Source organism: Brotonthovivens ammoniilytica (genome assembly GCF_025566885.1).
GTDB lineage: Bacteria > Bacillota > Clostridia > Lachnospirales > Lachnospiraceae > Brotonthovivens > Brotonthovivens ammoniilytica.
This window is the reverse complement of record NZ_JAOQJQ010000002.1, coordinates 389193-408520: the sequence shown is the minus strand read 5'-3', so window position 1 is coordinate 408520 and position 19328 is coordinate 389193. Positions and strand designations below refer to the sequence as shown.

Below are 19328 nucleotides of genomic sequence, written 5' to 3'. Positions count from 1 at the left end.
ACAACACCCCCTTACATCTGGTCTTTCGCGCCGATATGCGCCTGCCACATATCCCGGTAGAGGGGGCAGGTTTCCAACAGTTTCTCATGCGTACCCTGTGCGTGGACGGTTCCATCCTTCACAACAACGATGTTGTCCGCACCAACAATGGTAGACAGCCGGTGTGCGATCACAATCAGGGTTTTGCCGACAGTTAAAGCGGAAATGGCTTTCTGTACCAGCGCCTCATTTTCGGGGTCAATGTAGGCTGTTGCCTCGTCTAAAATGACAACCGGCGCATTTTTCAGCATGGCGCGGGCGATGGCAATACGCTGGCGCTCCCCGCCGGAAAGGTGGGAACCGGCGCTGCCGACAATCGTATCGTAGCCATTGTCCAGCCTGCGGATAAAAGCGTCGCAGCCACTTTGTTTGGCGGCCTGTTCCACCTCTGCATCTGTGGCGCCGGGCCTTCCCATACGGATATTTTCTCTAATACTGCGGTTAAACAGATAGTTGTCCTGGGACACATAGGAAATCTGGTCTGAAATTTCGGACAGCGGAATATCTTTCAGTTCATAACCCCCGAGGGTAATGCTGCCGGATGTAACATCCCAATACCCGGCAATCAGTTTTGCCACCGTGGATTTACCGGAGCCGGACGGTCCCACAAGGGCGGTCATGGTTCCGGGGCGGATGGCAAGGCTCACATCATGCAAAACCTCTGTTGTCCCGTCATAGGAAAAAGACACAGACCTAAGAGAAATGCCGGTATCTTCCAGCTTAACCGGCGCGTCCTTATGGTTCAGTTCTTCGGCGTTCAAAAGCTGGCTGATTTCTTCCACATTTGTCCCCAGTACAGCCAGATCGTCCGTAAAGGTAAAGGCCGCAATAATCGGCCCAATCAGCCCCAGCGAAAAAATCACAATGGACAGGAAGGTGGAAAGCTCCAGACTGCCGGAGAGCCAGAACGCAAAACCGCAGGGCAGCACGCAAATCAGCACCGAGGGCAGGATGGCGTTGTAGGCACTCATGGTTTTCTGGTTTTCCCGCATCCAGTCCACATAGTAGTTGGCGTTATAATTCACTGCGTCAGAATATTTTTTGTAGGAACCGGCGGACTGGCTGAACGCCTTTACCACCTCAATCCCGCCGATGTACTCTACAATGGCGTTTGCCATCTGCTTGCCTGCCTTGACAGCACCCTCCCATTTGACGGGATAATTCTTCATACCGGCAGACATAACAGCAAGGCCCACCACCAGCGTAACAAGGGACAGAAGCGCCATGCGCCAGTCCAAAAGGAACAGGTACACAGCGATCACAAGCGGCACCAGCACATTTGCGGTCATTTCCGGGATTAGGTGCGCGAAGGTTGGCTCCATACCTTCCACCCGGTCAACAATCGTTGTTTTATACTGGCCGGACGGAGTATCTAAAATCGTCCCCATCGGGACGCAGGCCAGCTTTGCGGTGATATTCTCCCGCAGATCGCACAGCGTGTAATAGGTCGCCGTGTGAGAAATTGTTGTGGAAAGATTTGAGAATATGACTTTTCCCAAATAACCGCAAAGTGCAATAACACAAGCTGCTGTATAGTGCGAAAAATTCTGATCCCCGGACAACATCAGCGTAACAATATGTGCCACACAGAAATAAGGCACCATCTGGCAGGCCACGCCTAATACCGCAAGGATAATGCTACCGATGAATTTCCCGTGATAGGGTTTGCCCCATCCCCATAAGACGCCTATGGGTGACTCTTTCTTTTCTTCTTTCACTTTACAAATACCCCCTTAGAAAAAAGTTTCTAATTTTTTCAAGTCCATCCGCATCCATTGGAAATTGGTCGATGATAGAACCATCTTCAAAATGAACAATATCCGTACAACAGTCTAATATCAACTCAAGGTCATGAGTAATGACATACACGGTAATACCCGTGTCCCTGACTTGCCGCAGGACATTTGCAACCTCTTTCATGTGCTTATAATCAAGGCCGCTGGTCGGTTCATCAAAAAATAAGATAGAGCGTTTAGAAGCGATTGCCGAAGCAATCGCTACCCGCTGTTTCTGGCCGCCGGATAGGGACATGGGGTGTCTGTCTCCCACATCTGTCAAATCTAACTCGGCAAGGATTCTTTCTGCCTGCTCCTCGCTTTCGTCCTCCATGCTGATTAAAACCTCATCTAACACTGTTTCCGTAAAAAGCTGATGATTGACTTCCTGCATTACCATATAGCAGGTATTCAACCTGTCTTTGGGACGGTAGGCTTTTCCATTCCATATAACTTCGCCGCACCGCTTTTCCAAACCGCAAAAGCACCGGGAGAAAGTCGATTTTCCAGCTCCATTATTTCCAATAATCCCTACAATACGGTTCGCCGGAATTTTGCTTTCATGAATGTGAAGTGTCTCCGGTTCGTTTTTATAGGCAAAACAGAAATTGCGAAGCTCCATTTGTTCTCCGCTTTGCGGTGATCTTCCGGGCGGCAGCAAATCTTCAAGAATATAAGTGCGAAGGCCCATATCGGCTCTTTGCTGCTCTGTAAGTTGCTCAAACTCTGCCGCAGAGTAATCCCTTTCCACTTGTCCGGCAGTAATATAAATAAAATGATCCGCAAGGCCTCGCAGGTAGTAAAGCCGATGTTCTGACACGATAATTGTTTTTCCCTGCGCCTTCCAAAATGCAAGTATGGCTCTCAAATCGAGAATAGAAGAAGCATCGAGGTTAGACGATGGTTCGTCCATAACAAGTACATCAGGTTCCATAATCGACACCCCGGCACAGGCGATTTTCTGTTTTTCTCCCCCGGATAGGTGAAAAATATTGCGCCCCATCAGTTTCTCCAAATGAAAATCCCGGACGGTTTTTTCTAATCGTTCTCGAATACTTCGCTCTGGCTGGCCGAGATTTTCACATCCGAATGTAATTTCACTGGTCGTGTCTACATTAAAAAATTGAGAGCGTGGATTTTGAAATACGCTGCCAACTGTTTTTGCAGTATCATAAAGGGGCTGCTCCGAAACCTTTGCCCCATTCACCCAAACATTCCCATTCATTTTGCCCTCATAGTAGTGAGGGATCAATCCATTAATCAGGCGGGTAATTGTCGTTTTTCCACAGCCGCTTTCGCCGCAAAGTACAATAAATTGTCCATCCTCTATGTTCAGGTTTATATCCTGAACACCACCGGCACTCTCGCTTTCTTCCCCATACGAGAAGGTCACATGGTCAATCTGTATCACAGGCTCACCCCCTTTCAAAAGACAAGTTGCTTCTGAAGCAGAAATACAATAAAGCAGAGGATACAGAATAGGGCGGCAATTACATCTTGAAAATGAAAACCGATTTGGCATACATTTGTGCGTCTAACAGGGGCGCCCAACCCCCGTGTCAACGCAGCAGCAGATAGTTCGTCACCAATCTTTACAACGGATACCATCAAAGGAACCAGCCTGTATTCCACCATCAGCAAAAGATTTCTCCCACCCAAGCGGATACCCCGCATTTTCATGGCATCCCGGATTGCCTGATATTCTTCGCTGATTGTTGGGAAAAAACGAAAAATCACAGACATGGGGATGACAATTTTTTCTGTGATGTGCATACGCTCCATTGCGCCGATAAACTCACTGACGGAAGTTGATGAGATCAGCCATGCACCGGTCATGATGCCCGGTGCGAAACGTGTCATAATGGATGTAACCGCCAGCACAATGAAGGAAAGTAAGCCGCTTAAATACACAAGGGCAATCCGCTCCAATGCAAAGCAGGCTACATAGAGCAGTAAATATTTTCCGGCTGTTTTGAAGCGATGTTCTGATAAAATCAGCACAAAGGGGACAAGGCTTAAACAGGGCTTGACGATATTCATAATCCCCTCATTACTGGTACTGAACATCAACGTTGTAATCATCAACAACAGGAGGAGTTTTGTACGGGGATCAAGCAGTATTCCTTTTCTTTTTTCAGTTGTTTCCGAGAATGCTACTCCGCTCATTACACAATTCCCGCTTTGGCAAAATGCTTTTTCAGAAGTGCCTTACCTAACAGGCCGCCCAAAATCGCAAAAACAAAAATCCCGGCAATCACCAGAACAATGCTCCACATGGGCATGACAGCCATCACCTGGTCAGCATATTCCTCACCGAAGCTGGCCGCAAAACTGGCCCAGGAATCCTCTACCATGAAATACATGGGAATGTATGTACCGACCATCCAAAGACTGAATACAGCATAGCTAATCAGGCTCTTTTTAGCACTTTTATAACCTCCGGATTTCAAAATTAAATCTCCCAGCAGGCCAAAAATCAGACCCATTGGTACACCCCAGAAGCCCATGCCGGTCAAGCCCATCAGCAAACCGCTTAAAATCCCCATAATCGTAACCATGCCGAATTTCTTTACTCTTGTCAGAAACAGCATGAAGGGGATACCTGTAATCAAAGACCACAAGGCACCGAGGATTGGCAAAAAGATAGGCACAAACCCAATAGGAATGGCGACACAGCAGCCAATCACAAAGTAGAGAACGGTGAACAGCCCCAGGTTAATCAGGTCCTTTGCTTGTAACTTGTTACTCATAACGAATACCTCCACTCATTTACTGGTTAGATAATACTAACACAGAACAGAATATCAGATGTTCTTACGTTTCTCTACAACCTATCAGTTTTTTGGCTCCAAACAGCAACGAGTTTTCCCGTTGACCGGATCATCCAGCCTGACTATAATATAAAGGTAGCCTTTGATAACCGATTCTCATTCATACTAACGGAGTTCTATATGAAAATTGATGATATTCTAAAAAAGTGTATTGAAATCCCCGGTATATCAATAAAAAGCAGTAAAACCAGTACAGAACTTCTTTTCAAAAGCGCATCCGGAAAAGGATCCATGACTTTCTACTCTCTTTTTCCGGGCTTTAACCTGGCATATATTTTTGTTAATTCTCCCATATGGCCCGCACCGGATTTCCATGAAAATGGCTCCAATGCAACAGGGCCTCTTTTATTCAATTATTGTGTTACAGGACGCTGTGAAATTGTCCTTAATAACGGAAACTATGTTTATCTTAAAGACAATGACCTGTCTTTCACGGAACATTTTGCTCAGAATCAATATCAGTATCCCAGGCACATTTATGAAGGGCTGGAATTTTTTATTGATCTTACAACGATTGCAAATGAAAACACATGGCTGATGCGAGAATTTGGCATTGACTTTCATCAGATTACAAAACATTACTGTCCGGAAGAAAGCACCTACATATCCCCAGCCCCTGCAGAAGCAGAAACTATTTTAAAAAAACTTTGGGAGCTTTTTGATTTACCAGACTCTGTTGCTGTTACCCAGATGAAGATCTATTCTCTGGCGCTGTTTTCATATTTACAAAATCTTGATCACCTTCCTCCTTCACAGGCATGTACATTTTTTACAGAAACACAGGTAGATATTGCGAAGCAGGTGGAAAAAATTATTACTTCCGACCTGCGCCAGCACCATCCAGCATGGGAATTGGCCGCCCGCTTTTGTGTCAGTGAAACCAGTCTGAAAAATTATTTTCGCGGTGTTTATGGCCAAAACATTTCTGTATATCTGCGTGAAATCCGGCTAAAAAAAGCTGCTGAATTATTTGCTTCAACCAAATTGTCTGTATCTGAAGTAGCAGAACAGGTAGGCTATATGAACCAAAGTAAGTTTGCTGCTGTATTCAAAAAGCAATATGGGCAAACACCATTGGAATACCGCCGTTCCATACATTTAAAGCAAGGTTAAACCTATTCGTTACCCTGTTCCCATATCCTGCAGGAAAAACTTGAGCAGCCGGTTTCGGCCATCGCTGTTCTCTATGGAATAACTTTCCTGAATTTGCCCATTTTCTAAGCGAAGGACATAATTGCAACAGCGTAGAATAAATTCCGGGTCATGCGTTACCACAAGCGCGGTTCTTCCGGCATTTGCCACCTGATTGACAACATTAGCGACCTGCCTCATGTGAAACAGGTCAAGGCCGCTGGTCGGTTCATCAAATAAAATCAGAGGCCGCCCCGAAGCAATCGCAGAGGCAACCGCCACACGCTGCTTTTGGCCGCCGGACAGCCCCATCGGGTGGCAGTCCTCAAAGGAAAGCAAGTCCATCTCCTGCAAGATTTCTCTTGCCTTCTGTTTATCCTCGGTTCTCATACTGAGCAGAATTTCATCCAGAACACTTTCGGTAAAGAGCTGGTGGTTTACATCCTGCATGACCATATAGCAGAGTTTCAATCGTTCTTTTCTGGAATAGTTCTTGCTTTGATCCTGCACCGTTCCCTTGAAGTGCTTTTCCAACCCGCAGAGGCACCGGGCAAAGGTGGATTTTCCCGCACCATTATGTCCGATGATGGCCGTGGCGCTGCCGGATGGGAAAGAGGTTTCCGTTATATGCAAGGTTTCCGGCTCATGCTTATAGGCGAAGGATACATTCTTTATCGTCCAAACCGCCTCGTTCATTCTCTGCAGCGGGCCTTCAATCTCTGAAAGCCCCGTAAGGTCAAGAGGGCGCAATCCCATATCATCGCGCTGTTTTGCTGACAGGCCGCAAAATTCCTCTGCTGTATAATCACCTTCGATTTCTCCGTCCTTCAGGTACAGAACACGGTCAAAGAGGCCGGACAGATAATACAGCCGGTGTTCAGAGATGATGATGGTCTTTCCCTGCGATTTCAAAGTAAAGAGAAGCTGCCGGAAATCAGCGATAGCGTATGCGTCAAGGTTGGATGATGGTTCATCCAGCACATAAACATCCGGGGAGGTAGCCGCTGCCGATCCGCAAGCGATTTTTTGCTTTTCACCGCCGGACAAAGAAAAAATACTCCGATCAAGCAACGGCTCCAACTTTAGCTGTGCAGCTACACGCTTTACACGATCACGCACAACATCTTCCGGCATCCCGTGGTTTTCCGGACCGAAAGCCAGTTCGCTGGTCGTATCCACATTGAAAAATTGAGAACGCGGATTTTGAAATACAGAGCCGACTTTCAGAGAAATATCAAACAGTGACAGGTCACGGGTATCCTTTCCATCCAGATAGACGGAGCCGGTATAAGTCCCTTCATGGTAATGGGGGATCAGGCCGTTAAACAACCGGGTCATGGTCGTTTTCCCGCAGCCGGAAGTCCCACAGAGCAGGACAAAAGAACCGTCCTCAATGGTGCAGGAAATGTGTTTCAAAGCGCCCCCGGTTTGACTCTCGCTGTCAGGAAGGGCGCTGGCCGGATAGGAAAAGGACACATCCCTACATTCAATCACTTCCTTCACCCCCTTGCGGCAAGCACATAGATTTGCGCTGCAAATGCTCCCAGACAGATCAGCAGAAAAATAACATCCTGCACATGAAAGCCCAGCTTGCAGATATTCGTCCGCTTTACCGGGCCACCCAATCCCCGCGTAAGGGCTGCCTGGGACAGTTCCTCTCCGATTTTGACGGAGCAGATCATCATAGGAACAATCCGATATTCTAAAATCGCACTGGCTTTTCCCCCACCAAAGCGGACGCCACGCATCCGCATGGCGTCCCCAATGGCGCTCCATTCTTCCGCAACCGTAGGAAAGAAGCGAAACATCACAGACATGGGAATGGTGATCTGCTGCGGCAGGTGGAGCCGTTCCATCGCCGCAACAAATTCACTGACCGTAGTTGTCGTTACCACAAAATATCCCATGACCACGCTGGGGGTGAACCGCAGCAGAATACCAACGATGGCTACTGCAATGTAGTTTGCTACGCCGGTCAGTCGGGACAAGCCGAATATTTCCAAGCACAGACTTCCCCCGAAAATCAGGATATAGAGAACAGCACCTTTCCATTTTCTGGCCGCTGACAAAAGTAACAGCGGGATCGCCGCCAACACGATGATGTAATACTGCATGATACCTTCATACGAACCGCCCAAAATAAAGACAGCTATGGTAATCAGCACCGCCAGTTTTGTCCGAGGGTCTAATAAAATTCCGCGATTGTTTTTTTGACTTGCAAGAAGTTCGCGGCTCATTACACAATTCCCGCCCGCTCAAAGTGCTTTTTGAAAATCTTTCGTCCAATCAGGCCGCCGACAAGACCACTGACGAAAGCAGCAATAAGCAGTACCGGCAAAATCCAGTCGGGCATATAAGCCATGAGCGTGTCGGCATATTCCTGGCCGTAACCAGGGAGCAGATTCTGGTAGTAAGCGTCACGCGTCACAACGATGGGAATAAACGCCCCGATGACCCACATGGAAAAAACGCCGTGGATCAGCACTTCACGCTTGGCGTTCTTGTAGTCACAGGCTTTCATCATAAAATCGGAAATCAGCCCGAAGATCAGCCCGGTAGGGATGCACCACCAGCCCATGCCGGTCAGCAGCATAATGATGCCGAGCAGCACTCCGCAGATGGTAAGCATACCGAATTTCTTGATTTTGGAGAAGAACAACATCATCGGAATACCGCCCACAAGCGGCACGATCACGCTGATAAGCGGAATGAAAATCGGAATAAAACCGATGGATGCCGCCGCGAAAATGACGATAAAATAAATCGCCGTGAAAATACCGATGTTGATGAGATCCTTTCCTTGCAATTTGTTGTTCATTGCGAAACCTCCTAACATGATTGCTTTCTCAGTTAGACCTTGCTAACCAAATCTAATGGTAGCACAGATCCGATTATGCTTCTATGCACATATCAGTATTTTAGGCCCGTATAGCAAGGAGTTTTTTCGCTTTGCCAGAATATTCATTGACCGGGAATTTTCTCGCAGGTATAATAATATCAACGATTTTGCGTGATGAAAGGGGCGAAGCAGTTGCGTGACATGATATACAGCATTTTAGAAAACAGCGATGCTGTTTCTGGTGTGACTTTGAAAAACAGTCCAAATAGCAGCACATTACTTTTGGATCGGGCAGATGGCAAGGGACGCATGACATTCCACACACTCTTTCCGGGGATGACCTTAGCTTTTATTTTTGTAAATGCTCCCGTATGGCCGGAGTCGGATGAAAATTCAAATCTAAAGCCTTTGCTGATTAACTATTGCGTTTCGGGCAGAAGTGAATTGCTCCTGGATGACGGCTCCTACATTTACCTGAAGGAAAATGATTTTTGTGTCAGTGAGCAGACCGCACAAAAAGAATATATCTTTCCTACGAAGCAGTACCAGGGGATAAAAATATACTTTGATCTGTCACTTCTTTTTCAGTCCTGTGGTGAGCTTTTGAAATCTTTTTCGCTTGATCTCCCCGATTTGGAAGAAAGTTATTGCGGCAATCATAAGACATATATCAACGAAGCGGACAGCGAACTGGAAAATATATTTCAAAACCTCTGGCAGCTATCTGAAAGGCCCTCTATCTTCCATTTGCAAATCTATACGCTTGAACTTCTCCACCGGCTTCTTAACATGGAAATCCGGCCTCCGAAAACCTGCGGCTTCTACACGGAAACGCAGGTTGAAATTGCAAAAAGGGCAGCGCAAATCCTTTCCGATGATCTTCGCCAGCACATTCCTGTACGGCAGATTGCAGAACGCTTTTCGGTCAGTGAAACCAGCCTGAAAAACTATTTTCGAGGCGTATATGGACAGAATATATCCACTTGGCTGCGGGAAATCCGTATGAACGAAGCCGCAAGACTTCTTTCGGACACAAAGCGTCCGATTGCCGAAATATCCGAACAGGTCGGCTACTCTAATCAAGGGAAATTTGCTGCTGTGTTTAAAAAAAAGTTTGGATTATCCCCATTGGAATATCGACGTTTCAAAAATTTAGAAATAAAGCCGAGATTGTTTAACACTCCCGGCTTTATTTCTAAATTTTTACATAAAATTTCCGTTTTTTAATAGTTTAAATTATTCTCACTTTTCCGTCCGATTTGGCTTTATAGTAGGAGCCACTCTTCCAGGGCAAGTTTCGCCTGCGTAACTCAAAACCCGCTTTGCAGATTTTGCTTACCCGGCAAACTTGATGGGGATTTCGCTCCCCATGCCCTCGATTTGCGCACATTTTCCCAATGTGCGGTTTGGCTCCTATATAAAAATAGTCGCAGCGTGGCTTATAAGCCACGGGAAAGGAAAAAGAAAATTTATGGCAAGACCAAAGAAAGAGACAGCGCTCCGGCACTCCCACCCTGTCATGCTCCGCTTCACAGACACAGAATATACTCGCCTCTTATCCCACGCCAAGGCCGCCAACCTCCCTCTGGCAGAATATCTCCGGAGACAAGTCACCGGGAAAAAGGTTGCAGTCAAATATGAGATTGTGGCAGATTTGCCGGAACTGAAAAAACTGATCGCAGAGTTTGGAAAAATCGGGAGTAATCTGAACCAGATCGCCCGCCACTTTAATAGCGGCGGTATCCACTCACAGGAAATGCAAAAAGCAATCCGCCAGGGGATTGCGGACATTTATGAAATGAAGTATGAAGTTTTGAGACTGGCCGGAGATTTCCGTTCCCTCTCTGAAGAAATCCCTGACGGACAGAAAGGAGCTGCCTCTCATGGCCATCCTGAAACACATCGCCAGTAAAAACTCTGATTACGGGGAAGCCCAACGTTATCTCATGTTCCAGTATAACGAAGATACCATGAAGCCGATCCTGGATGAAAACGGCAGGCTGATCCCCCGTGAGGAATATTACCTGGACGGCATCAACTGTGATCCTTTTACTTTTGATATGGAATGTAAGGAATTAAATGCACGGTACCGTAAAAACCAGACCTTTGATGAAATTAAATCTCACCACTATATTTTAAGTTTTGACCCCAGGGATACCGAAGAAAACGGGCTGACCGGAGAGCGGGCACAGCAGCTCAGCCTGGAATATGCCCGGAAAAATTTCCCCGGCCATCAGGCTTTGGTCTGCACTCACACAGACGGCAACAATAAAAGCGGCAACATCCATGTGCATATCGTGATCAACAGCTTGCGGAAGTATGACGTGGAGCGGCAGGACTTCATGGAGCGGTCATGCGATTCCCGTGCCGGATATAAACACCATCTCACGAAAGATTATCTCGTTTATCTAAAACAGGATGTGATGGATCTGTGCCGCCGGGAACAACTCCACCAGGTTGACCTGCTCTCCCCGGCAGAAAAGAAAATCACAGACCGGGAATACCATACACGGCGCAGAGGGCAGAAAAAGATGGATGAATTAAACCGGAAGATGATTGCCGACGGCGTTACGCCACGGAAAACAAAGTTTGAGACGCAGAAAGATTTTCTCCGGAACGCCATTAAAGAAGCCGCCGCTTCTGCCCGCACCCAGGAAGATTTTCAAAAATTTCTGGCAGAAAAATACGGTATTTCCTTTAAAGTCAGCCGTGGACGGTTCAGCTATCTTCACCCGGATCGTGGGAAATACATGACAGGAAGAAGTCTAGGAACGCATTATGAAAAAGAATATCTTCTGTCTCGATGGGAGAAAAACGCAAGACAGGAGCAGAGCCAGCAGCCTGATCCGGAGCAGTCTGCAGATATTTCCCAGAATACTATACCAGGCGAACTGCCATCTTTTGTTTTTATCAAATCCAATCTCCGGCTTGTGGTTGATCTACAAAGCTGCGCCAAGGCGCAAGCAAACGCCGCTTACGCCCGGAGGGTAAAACTGTCCAATTTACAGCAGATGGCTAAGACCGTCGCCTACATCCAGGAGCATGGGTATGACACAGAAGAAGATCTGGAAACAGCTTTTGAAGAAGCAAAAAAACAGACTGCCGATATGAGGAAATCTCTCCGCTCCACGGAAGGGAAACTGAAACAGGTCAACGAGCAGATCCACTACACTGGGCAATACCTGGCGAATAAATCCGTGTACCGACAGTTTGTCAACAGTCGGAATAGGAAAAAGTTCAGACAGGAACACCAGGCGGAACTTGCCCTGTATGAAGCCGCAAGGAAATTCTTGAAAGCACAATCCGGCGACGGGAAGCTGCCCTCCATGAAGCTGCTGAAAGAAGAAAAGGAAAAGCTTGCCGCCTTGAAAAACAGCCAGCAGGAAGCCTATCATAATCTCCGGGATTATGAAAAAGAACTGAATACTGTCCGCACAAATGTGGAGACATTCCTGGGACGAGATCACTCACGAAAGACAGTGCAGGAAAAAGAGACGGCACGTTCCTGAATATCCGCCTATCGCATAAGATATAAGCTACTGCGGGCACATGGACTCGCTTTGCTTTAGTCCATGTGTCCGTCCTGCGCTTCTTTCTTCAACTGTTCGATCCGTTTACTGTCCACATAATGTGTGGCATAAGCCCGCTCGATTTCTGGTCTGCCGCTCTTGCTGAAACGGAGCGGAATCACCTGCCTGTGTCCATGCTTTTTCTTTACTCCCCAGCGCTTGTAATAACAAAAAGACGGCTTTAACCCTGCCTTTTGCGCATATCGCCGGATCTGCCCCATGACTACAGAAAGCTTCCGTAGATTGCAGGTACAGACCTGCTCCAGATACGGTATTTTTCCGAAACGCCATTCTTCATATTTCTGTTTTGGCAGTACGCCGATCTCCATCAGCACATCCACGGGTGCGGTATAGCCCCGCCGCTGGCATTGGTGATAAACCGCAGAATGGACTTTATCGATCAGTTCGCTGTCTTTCAATCTGTACACTTCCTTCTCACATTTTATCTGGTAGATATTTTAGCACCTGCCTTTCCTGCTGAACAGAGAAAATATAGGAATCTTATGCTGTCTTATGCTGTCTGGATTGATTTTTTACTTTTCTTCTGTTATAGTTCACTATGATCGTACTGGAGAAACTTGTGAAGCCTCCAGTCCGGAAGGCTCCTGCGGGAGCCTTTCGTTATTCATGGCCATGAAAAATCTGCAGAGTATCCTTTTTATTATTTTTGTTCCTTACTGTGGTATGGCATAAGCGTCTACGGTAATCTCATTTCCCTCCGGTTCTATTTCCACCCAATAATCCCGAATCAGGCAACCCCTGTGCCAATCCTGGAGGGAATAAATTTCCAATGTCTTAAAATCTACAAGACAAAGAGGAACCGCCCCTTTCTTTTCATGCTTCCATTTGCGAAACTCCAGGGATTCCAGCACTTTATCCAGACAGGGCTGGCAAAGGTGTTCTTCCAGCGTTTCCATTTTCAATTCATAATCATCCGGAAGGGTAACTTCCACGGATGCCATTGTTCCATGGAAATTGCTTTCTGACGAATAGATGATTTCTCCTGTGTTTCCATACGTGGAGGATGTTCCATCTTCCGTATTCCTTTCATATCCATTTTCGTCCTGGCAACTCAACCGGAAGTCCAGAACATACCAGTCATTGAGAGAAATCAATCCTATCGTATCAAATTTACGGTAGTAACCAACCAGGCTGTTATCGCTATTGCCGCATAAATAACACTCCGCCGTATCTTCCAGCCTGGACTTTCCCTCATAAGTTATATCTTCCATACCGCCGCTTTTCAGCCACTTTTCATATAATTCGTCTTTAAAATACGCCCCCAAAATCAACAGTATCATTCCTCCCGCCAACAGCCAGAACAGCCATGCCCTGATCCGGTAATATTTCTTTTCTCTTGTCTCCCTCATTTTGTTGCCCTTTCCAAAATTTAGTGTACTTAAAACAAGTCCATTTATCACATAATATCACCGTCTGTACTTAAAATGTACTTACTTTAGCGAACTTATTTTGTACTTAAACGACAGACAGGAGACATTATGGAAAAAGATAAACATATCGGTTTACGCATTGACTCAGAAACACATAAAAAGCTGAAAAGCCTTGCTGAGTTTGACGGACGCTCCATGAACGGTGAGATCCTCTATCTGATCCGTCAGGCTATCGCACAGCACGAACTGAAACACGGCGAATTGAAATAGCGCCCTATTCTTTTCTGATCCCGGAATTATTTTCAAATTGGACTCATTCTAGTCCCATTGTATCATTCCATACCGATAAGATAAAGGAAAATCGGACTGATCTCAGTCCAGTCGAGAGGACTTTATCGGATGGAACAAAAGATCAAACAGAACGGTATCGACATCGGCGGCAATATCCGCCGTGTACGGAAAGAAAAGGGGATCGGACAGACAGAACTTGTCCGTATGCTCCAACTGAAAGATATAGCTATGACACGAGAGACGCTGGTAAAGATTGAACGGGGGATTCAGCATATCACCGGGGCACAGCTCCGTGGCATCCGGGACTGCCTGGGGACAAGTTATGACGAATTGCTGAAATAAACGCTGAATTTCATACTCACCATTCCAGCATATTTTTTTAATCGTTCCGTCAAGCATTTTTTTAAAATCGTTCATTGCTATTTTTTAAAAAATCGACTATACTATTGATGAGAGAACATGAAAGGAGTAGATGCACATGGCAACACAGAGTATCAAAAAGAACATTGTAATCCATGACAAAGACTCCGCCGCCGCTTTCGTGGAAGCATTGGAGAAAGCTGCAGCTATTGCGACAAAACCTGTTTCCCGTAATTATAGCGTAAAGGAATTAAAAGGCACGAAAAATATCAAAGCTTTTTTTGGAGATAAAATATAATGGATTATATAGAGCTGAATCTTTTAGAAATGCTCGACACATACGGAGAGGATAAGCTGCAGTCTATCCTCTCCCGTTTCATGTGTCCACAAAATAAAGACGTGGAAAATTTTATACAGTCAAAGGCGATTGGCTTTGCCAGGCAGCGGCTTGCAATGACCTATCTGGTTTTTTCTGATGAAGAATCACCCGGTTTCGTTGGCTATTTTACGTTGGCAAATAAATTTGTTTCTATCAACGGAAACGCATTAAGTAAAACACTCCAGAAACGTATAGGTAAATTTTCGCAATATGATGAAGAGCTTGACCGTTTTCTGGTGTCCATGCCGTTGATTGCACAGCTCGGCAGGAATTTTAATCCCGGTTTATCTGTCTCTATACCCGGACAGGAATTATTATCCATTGCCTGCAGCAAAGTCCGGGAAGCCCAGTTTATTATCGGAGGAAAAGCCGTTTACATAGAATGTGCCAGCAATCCAAAATTATATGACTTTTATTCCGCTTCCCAATTTGTCCAATTTGGACAAAGGGAACGAGATACTGGTGAGATTGCTGAAAGTCCGATATTGGTTCAGATGTTAAAATATTTCAGAGATTAGAAAAGAGGAAAATGCCTGCCACTCCCGGCAAAACATCTTCCTCTTTTTTTATTTCCTTCTCCGCTCCATCTCTTCTTCCGCCGCCATCTGCGGCACAGCCTTCCCGCTCCGTCTGGCAATCTCTGCCTGCTTCAGATGGAGCCGATCCAGCACAGAAACCCTTCCTCCAATCTTCCGGGGCTTGTTCGGCAGATTATTCATGCGCCCGTCTATCATGTTGTAATTCTGTTCTTCCGTGATCTCTGCGCTCCGCAGATATTCCCCGTTTTCATAGGCTTTCTGCCAGTTTTCCATCACCGGCTTTTTTGGTTTCTCCGGTTCCGGCTCTTTTACTGGCGGGTGCAGGTACTCCCGGATCTGCTGCTTTACTGCCTCGTCAAAGCCGTGGAACACATTGTCTACCACCATATTTCCCGCACTGTCCAGCACCACATTGGCCGCCTGCGCCCCGTAAACGGTGTGTTCCATGAGGAAAAATTCCCGTCCGTCTATGATGATGCTGTCATAGGCAAGCCAGCTTCCCTCTTTCCCCTCGATATGGAAATCTGTGGTGTCATAAGAGATCAGCGCACCGGAAGAACCCAGGCGGAGAAATCCGGCGATCACGACAAAACCCTCTTTTTCCACATAGTAGGCTGTGATCTCACCACCGCTGTTTAAGACCAGCACATCACTGACGCTTAGGCTGTGGCAGGCGGATCTGCGGGGCGGATGCTCCCCCATGCGTGTCCGGATGGTGTCCGGCGTGTCCCCTTTTTTCATCCGTCCCAGGTAAACCTGCTCATAATTCTCATACCGCACCGGGATATGCTGCTCCTGCAGCGTTTGATAAGACCGGTAGCGGATCATCCGGTTCTCCGGGATATTCTTCAGTTGGTACAGGGCAAATTGGTTGATCTCCATCACGCTTCCTCCGCCGGTTCCTGCACATAGGTTTCCAGATCCAGCCGGGAGAACTCCTGATCCGTGAGCTGCTCCATTTTCTTCAGCGTACTGTTGACCAGGGCAAGCATCTCCCCATCTTCCCGGATAAATGGAAGCACCCGGCGGATTTCCTCCATGGTTCCGATCCGGCTGTCCTTTTCAAACATAGCAATGACAAAATATTCTTCTTCCTCAAACCGCACTCTCATAACTCCGGCTCTCCTTTCCTGTGTCCATGGGTTTTCTTTTCCGCTTTCTGCTCTTCTTTTTGTATCTGCTGTTGTTCCTCGGCTTTCCGTTTTGCCTGCCGCTCACGGAGCGCCGCAAGGACGGACTGGCGCACCCCTGTGGGCTTCTCTGCCCCCGGTTTCTGCCCGGTATGCCCCAGCCTGCCCTGTCCCTGTTCTGCCGCCGGCTCTGTCTGTACCGGTTCTTCCCTCCGGCGTTCCTCTGCCAGCATTTCCTCCAGATCTGCCATAGCTTTCTGCACCAAGGGGCTTTCCTTATAATGGGGAACCAGGTCGATCATATCCCTGGAGATGCTCCCGGCCCGCATCAGTTCGTAATCCCCGTCATACATGCTCCCGTCCTCCAGCCGGAATCCGATCCCTTTGATCCCGTTCATCCGCTCCGCCGGAATTGCCTGGTATTTCTCAAATGCCTCCGCAAGCGTCAGGTTGTCATGGTACTCTCCCATCACCGGGAACTCCATGCACTCCGCAGCGTAGAAACTGATGGTTGGTTCCGTTTGCTCCATGGCGGTTTCCTGCGCCCTTTCCCTCTGCTCCAGAAATGCTTCCACATCCATGACTTTATACGTTACCGGTTTCCCGCCGGCTTCCCCGGATAAAATATCCTCAATAGCTTCCTGCTCGGAGACATCCTCATTTTCATAAATGCCGCCGTCAATCTCCCGGCAGCCCGCATCATAGAATGTATAATCATACCCTCCGTCTGTGGTCTGGATAAAAAAATACTGCTCCAGACCCGTAAGGGAAAAGGCTGCCTCCATATCCCGGTTATCAAGATAAAAGACAGCCCGGTTCACAGCGTCCGTCACCTCCGGGTTCATCCATTTCCCGCTTAAGGATGCTTTTTCAATATCTTCTATTTCCTCAATCCCGTTTTTACATGAAATTAAAGGCATCCTGGAAGTGACAGGTTCCCGGCTTTCCATGCCAAGCTGTTTGTCCAGGTGGTTTGGCAACAGGTGATATGCCTGGATCGCTTCATCCAGGTTTTCAAAGTATTGATACTCCCGCTCCGCTTTCACTCCATAGGCGTCATTCACCACATAGAACTGCTTGATAAACGGCTCTGGCACTTTCTCATAGAGATATTCTGTGATCGCTTCCATAGCCCCGGCATCAAATCCATGTTCCAGATCCTCCGCTACCAGCTTCCCGTCTGCGTCCACGATAATCCCTGCCACGGTATCCCCATACTCGTCTTGCTCCATCCGGAAAAAAGTCTCCCCGGCGATTTCCCTCACTTCTACCGTGTGCCAGGTGCCAAAATGTCCCTCTACCAAAAGCCCTTTTGTCTCCGGGCCGATCTGCTCTGCCTGTTTTTCTTTCTCCTGTTCCCCCATTTCTTTCCGGGCAAGGCCGATAAAACCGTCCAGCACTGCCGGATGGCTCGTCACCACATAATCGACATTGAGATCCATCCCACGGCTGATATTCTCCGGGATTTTGAAGCGATCCGCCCATTCCTTTGTCTCTTTTGAAAACCGCCCGTCCGATCTGAGGTGCTGGACGGTACAGGCCAGCACGAAGGACACCCGCTCTGCCCCGTATGCCTCCACCACATCCGCTGCAGCTTCATGGGCCAGATGATACCCGTCAAAGTGGCTGGCAACCGCTTCTTCAACCGCTTTCTTACAGTCCAGGTTCAGCTTCCGGGAATCCAGGTAAGCGTTTACGTTCCTATGTTCCATAGCGTAAGTAAGGTCAGACAGATAGAGCGGCGGATATTCTTTTTCTTCTGTCTGGCTTTCCAACAGTTTCTTTCTCTGTGCAGCAAACTCCGGAAGCTTCTGATACCCAAAGCTGTCCACATAGTGGGCGGTCAGTTCCCCGTCTTTTTTCAGGACGACCACATCGCTCACTGACAGGGAATGCCCGGTATAGTCCGCCGGATGGTCTGTATTGAATTTTGTGTATAAGGCTTCCAGGGTATCCCCTTCCTGCAGTTCATCTCCGTAAACGAACTGATAATCAGCGCCGTCCACAGTGATGCCCTGTTCCTGCAGGTAAGCCATTCCCATAAAACGGTAATCCGTCCCATCCCTGTCCTCACAGAGCTGATAAATCCCATATCTGTCCTGCGGTTCTTCAAAGAGTGCGTTCTCCTGATGCCGCTGTGCTTCCCGCCGGATTTCCTGCATCCGATCCACCATCTGGTCGATAAATTCCCCGGACACCCGGCGGATCGTGTCTATAGAGGATCGGAGTTCTTTCATATTCCTGTCACTGCTCCACCCGGCAATATAGGGGAAGGAATATTCTGACGTATCCAGGCCAAAATACTGGCAAACGGTGTACGCCACGCTTTCCGCTTCCACTTCCCTGGTCAACTGGTCTTTTTTCTCATCCAGTTCTTCCATGATGTCCCTGTCATGGAGCTTTGCGTGGGTAACTTCATGGATGCCGGTTTTCATGGTCTGGCTCTCGCTCATGCCGTTCTGGATCACGATTTCCTTTTCAATACTGTTATAAAATCCCTTTGCCCCGCTCTCGATCTCGTCAAAGCGGATCGGCGCCGGGGAAATATCCCGGATTGCCTGCATAAATATCTCATAGTTTTCCACACTTCCCATCAGCTCCGGCGTGGCCAGTTCCGGAAGCGGCTCCCCGTCCGTCTGGGATACATCAAAAACGGTGGTGATCCGAAAACGTGGGATCGTATATTCCACTTCCTCCATCTCCGGCGTCCCGTCCGGTTTTAATACCGGCTCCAGTGTAGCCGGGTCGATCTTTTCCACCTCTTCCCTTTGCCGGATCGGCGCAGGGGCAATGATCTGGATGCCTTTCTCCCCACGCCGCACCTGCCGGTGGAACTTTTTCTGCCATGCCTGATACCCGGCCACTAAAGTTGCGTCCGGTTTCTGCAGGTGGATCAGGAGCGTATTGTTAAAACTGTAACTGTGGAACTGGGACATCGTTTTCAGATATTCCATATACATTTCTGATGTGAAAATCTCTTTAACGCCCTGTTCCAGCCGCTCCGTGATCTCCTTCATTCTCTGGTTCCTGTCTTTTTCCGCCATATCTGTCTCC

The 19328-nt window shown here is 47.5% G+C and carries 20 protein-coding genes; 8 read left to right on the top strand and 12 right to left on the bottom strand.

Annotation, left to right across the window (positions count from 1 at the left end; genetic code table 11):
- Positions 1 to 11: 11 nt before the first annotated feature.
- Genes OCV88_RS06375 through OCV88_RS06360 form a run of 4 tightly spaced genes read right to left on the bottom strand, consistent with a single transcriptional unit; the run spans position 12 to position 4564 of the window.
- Complete coding sequence (locus OCV88_RS06375; RefSeq protein WP_158424734.1) at positions 12 to 1757, bottom strand: ABC transporter ATP-binding protein; 1746 nt, start codon at positions 1755 to 1757, stop codon at positions 12 to 14.
- A 1-nt stretch (position 1758) separates the two neighbouring features.
- Entirely contained in the window at positions 1759 to 3225 is a 1467-nt protein-coding gene (locus OCV88_RS06370) for an ABC transporter ATP-binding protein (protein ID WP_158424733.1), read from the bottom strand.
- A 14-nt stretch (positions 3226 to 3239) separates the two neighbouring features.
- Entirely contained in the window at positions 3240 to 3980 is a 741-nt protein-coding gene (locus OCV88_RS06365; protein ID WP_158424732.1) for an energy-coupling factor transporter transmembrane component T, read from the bottom strand.
- Positions 3980 to 4564, bottom strand: a complete 585-nt coding sequence (locus tag OCV88_RS06360) for an MptD family putative ECF transporter S component (RefSeq protein WP_158424731.1) — start codon at positions 4562 to 4564, stop codon at positions 3980 to 3982. The genes OCV88_RS06365 and OCV88_RS06360 overlap by 1 nt, the downstream gene beginning before the upstream one ends.
- 201 nt (positions 4565 to 4765) lie before the next feature.
- On the opposite strand from OCV88_RS06360, the gene OCV88_RS06355 reads away from it, so the two are divergent.
- Positions 4766 to 5758: a helix-turn-helix domain-containing protein gene (locus tag OCV88_RS06355; RefSeq protein ID WP_158424730.1), complete on the top strand. Its 993-nt coding sequence runs from the start codon at positions 4766 to 4768 to the stop codon at positions 5756 to 5758.
- Positions 5759 to 5767: 9 nt separating this feature from the next.
- Here OCV88_RS06355 and OCV88_RS06350 read toward each other — a convergent pair whose 3' ends face one another.
- Genes OCV88_RS06350 through OCV88_RS06340 form a run of 3 tightly spaced genes read right to left on the bottom strand, consistent with a single transcriptional unit; the run spans position 5768 to position 8594 of the window.
- Complete coding sequence (locus OCV88_RS06350; protein ID WP_158424729.1) at positions 5768 to 7270, bottom strand: ABC transporter ATP-binding protein; 1503 nt, start codon at positions 7268 to 7270, stop codon at positions 5768 to 5770.
- Positions 7271 to 7275: 5 nt separating this feature from the next.
- Positions 7276 to 8013, bottom strand: coding sequence for an energy-coupling factor transporter transmembrane component T (locus tag OCV88_RS06345; protein WP_158424728.1), 738 nt, complete (start codon positions 8011 to 8013; stop codon positions 7276 to 7278).
- The gene (locus OCV88_RS06340; RefSeq protein WP_044930260.1) at positions 8013 to 8594 is read right to left on the bottom strand and encodes an MptD family putative ECF transporter S component; all 582 of its coding nucleotides are present in this window, start codon (positions 8592 to 8594) and stop codon (positions 8013 to 8015) included. Before OCV88_RS06340 ends, OCV88_RS06345 begins: the two co-directional genes overlap by 1 nt.
- A gap of 195 nt (positions 8595 to 8789) precedes the next feature.
- Between OCV88_RS06340 and OCV88_RS06335 the strand changes: the two genes are divergently transcribed.
- From OCV88_RS06335 to OCV88_RS06325, 3 genes are all read left to right on the top strand, one after another.
- Entirely contained in the window at positions 8790 to 9842 is a 1053-nt protein-coding gene (locus OCV88_RS06335; protein ID WP_262590844.1) for a helix-turn-helix domain-containing protein, read from the top strand.
- A gap of 244 nt (positions 9843 to 10086) precedes the next feature.
- Entirely contained in the window at positions 10087 to 10527 is a 441-nt protein-coding gene (locus tag OCV88_RS06330; RefSeq protein ID WP_158424727.1) for a plasmid mobilization protein, read from the top strand.
- Complete coding sequence (locus OCV88_RS06325; RefSeq protein ID WP_158424726.1) at positions 10499 to 12124, top strand: relaxase/mobilization nuclease domain-containing protein; 1626 nt, start codon at positions 10499 to 10501, stop codon at positions 12122 to 12124. The genes OCV88_RS06330 and OCV88_RS06325 overlap by 29 nt, the downstream gene beginning before the upstream one ends.
- Before the next feature lie 56 nt (positions 12125 to 12180).
- Here OCV88_RS06325 and OCV88_RS06320 read toward each other — a convergent pair whose 3' ends face one another.
- Positions 12181 to 12612: a hypothetical protein gene (locus OCV88_RS06320; RefSeq protein ID WP_470253727.1), complete on the bottom strand. Its 432-nt coding sequence runs from the start codon at positions 12610 to 12612 to the stop codon at positions 12181 to 12183.
- A 246-nt stretch (positions 12613 to 12858) separates the two neighbouring features.
- On the bottom strand, positions 12859 to 13554 hold the full coding sequence (locus OCV88_RS06315; protein ID WP_158424724.1) for a hypothetical protein: 696 nt from the start codon (positions 13552 to 13554) through the stop codon (positions 12859 to 12861).
- Between the two features lie 129 nt (positions 13555 to 13683).
- On the opposite strand from OCV88_RS06315, the gene OCV88_RS06310 reads away from it, so the two are divergent.
- The 4 genes from OCV88_RS06310 (at position 13684) to OCV88_RS06295 (ending at position 15123) form a co-directional block, all read left to right on the top strand.
- Positions 13684 to 13845, top strand: coding sequence for a type II toxin-antitoxin system antitoxin (locus tag OCV88_RS06310; RefSeq protein ID WP_158424723.1), 162 nt, complete (start codon positions 13684 to 13686; stop codon positions 13843 to 13845).
- Positions 13846 to 13974: 129 nt separating this feature from the next.
- Positions 13975 to 14208, top strand: coding sequence for a helix-turn-helix domain-containing protein (locus tag OCV88_RS06305; protein ID WP_158424722.1), 234 nt, complete (start codon positions 13975 to 13977; stop codon positions 14206 to 14208).
- Positions 14209 to 14344: 136 nt separating this feature from the next.
- Positions 14345 to 14524 (top strand): hypothetical protein, encoded by a 180-nt coding sequence (locus OCV88_RS06300; protein WP_158424721.1) that lies wholly within the window; start codon positions 14345 to 14347, stop codon positions 14522 to 14524.
- Positions 14524 to 15123, top strand: coding sequence for an N-acetyltransferase (locus OCV88_RS06295; RefSeq protein ID WP_158424720.1), 600 nt, complete (start codon positions 14524 to 14526; stop codon positions 15121 to 15123). The genes OCV88_RS06300 and OCV88_RS06295 overlap by 1 nt, the downstream gene beginning before the upstream one ends.
- Before the next feature lie 48 nt (positions 15124 to 15171).
- Here OCV88_RS06295 and OCV88_RS06290 read toward each other — a convergent pair whose 3' ends face one another.
- From OCV88_RS06290 to OCV88_RS06280, 3 genes are read right to left on the bottom strand one after another with little or no spacing between them, the layout of a single operon-like run.
- Positions 15172 to 16026, bottom strand: a complete 855-nt coding sequence (locus OCV88_RS06290) for a YodL domain-containing protein (protein WP_158424719.1) — start codon at positions 16024 to 16026, stop codon at positions 15172 to 15174.
- Positions 16026 to 16256: a transposon-transfer assisting family protein gene (locus OCV88_RS06285; RefSeq protein ID WP_158424718.1), complete on the bottom strand. Its 231-nt coding sequence runs from the start codon at positions 16254 to 16256 to the stop codon at positions 16026 to 16028. The genes OCV88_RS06290 and OCV88_RS06285 overlap by 1 nt, the downstream gene beginning before the upstream one ends.
- Positions 16253 to 19318: a DUF3849 domain-containing protein gene (locus tag OCV88_RS06280; RefSeq protein ID WP_158424717.1), complete on the bottom strand. Its 3066-nt coding sequence runs from the start codon at positions 19316 to 19318 to the stop codon at positions 16253 to 16255. The genes OCV88_RS06285 and OCV88_RS06280 overlap by 4 nt, the downstream gene beginning before the upstream one ends.
- Positions 19319 to 19328: the final 10 nt, after the last annotated feature.

What these genes read in the sequence shown, in the direction of transcription:
- OCV88_RS06365 (WP_158424732.1), bottom strand. Translation starts at nt 3,980, where the DNA reads ATGAGCGGAGTAGCATTCTCGGAAACAACTGAAAAAAGAAAAGGAATA.
- OCV88_RS06360 (WP_158424731.1), bottom strand. Translation starts at nt 4,564, where the DNA reads ATGAGTAACAAGTTACAAGCAAAGGACCTGATTAACCTGGGGCTGTTC.
- OCV88_RS06355 (WP_158424730.1), top strand. Translation starts at nt 4,766, where the DNA reads ATGAAAATTGATGATATTCTAAAAAAGTGTATTGAAATCCCCGGTATA.
- OCV88_RS06345 (WP_158424728.1), bottom strand. Translation starts at nt 8,013, where the DNA reads ATGAGCCGCGAACTTCTTGCAAGTCAAAAAAACAATCGCGGAATTTTA.
- OCV88_RS06340 (WP_044930260.1), bottom strand. Translation starts at nt 8,594, where the DNA reads ATGAACAACAAATTGCAAGGAAAGGATCTCATCAACATCGGTATTTTC.
- OCV88_RS06335 (WP_262590844.1), top strand. Translation starts at nt 8,790, where the DNA reads ATGAAAGGGGCGAAGCAGTTGCGTGACATGATATACAGCATTTTAGAA.
- OCV88_RS06330 (WP_158424727.1), top strand. Translation starts at nt 10,087, where the DNA reads ATGGCAAGACCAAAGAAAGAGACAGCGCTCCGGCACTCCCACCCTGTC.
- OCV88_RS06325 (WP_158424726.1), top strand. Translation starts at nt 10,499, where the DNA reads ATGGCCATCCTGAAACACATCGCCAGTAAAAACTCTGATTACGGGGAA.
- OCV88_RS06315 (WP_158424724.1), bottom strand. Translation starts at nt 13,554, where the DNA reads ATGAGGGAGACAAGAGAAAAGAAATATTACCGGATCAGGGCATGGCTG.
- OCV88_RS06310 (WP_158424723.1), top strand. Translation starts at nt 13,684, where the DNA reads ATGGAAAAAGATAAACATATCGGTTTACGCATTGACTCAGAAACACAT.
- OCV88_RS06305 (WP_158424722.1), top strand. Translation starts at nt 13,975, where the DNA reads ATGGAACAAAAGATCAAACAGAACGGTATCGACATCGGCGGCAATATC.
- OCV88_RS06300 (WP_158424721.1), top strand. Translation starts at nt 14,345, where the DNA reads ATGGCAACACAGAGTATCAAAAAGAACATTGTAATCCATGACAAAGAC.
- OCV88_RS06295 (WP_158424720.1), top strand. Translation starts at nt 14,524, where the DNA reads ATGGATTATATAGAGCTGAATCTTTTAGAAATGCTCGACACATACGGA.
- OCV88_RS06290 (WP_158424719.1), bottom strand. Translation starts at nt 16,026, where the DNA reads ATGGAGATCAACCAATTTGCCCTGTACCAACTGAAGAATATCCCGGAG.
- OCV88_RS06285 (WP_158424718.1), bottom strand. Translation starts at nt 16,256, where the DNA reads ATGAGAGTGCGGTTTGAGGAAGAAGAATATTTTGTCATTGCTATGTTT.
- OCV88_RS06280 (WP_158424717.1), bottom strand. Translation starts at nt 19,318, where the DNA reads ATGGCGGAAAAAGACAGGAACCAGAGAATGAAGGAGATCACGGAGCGG.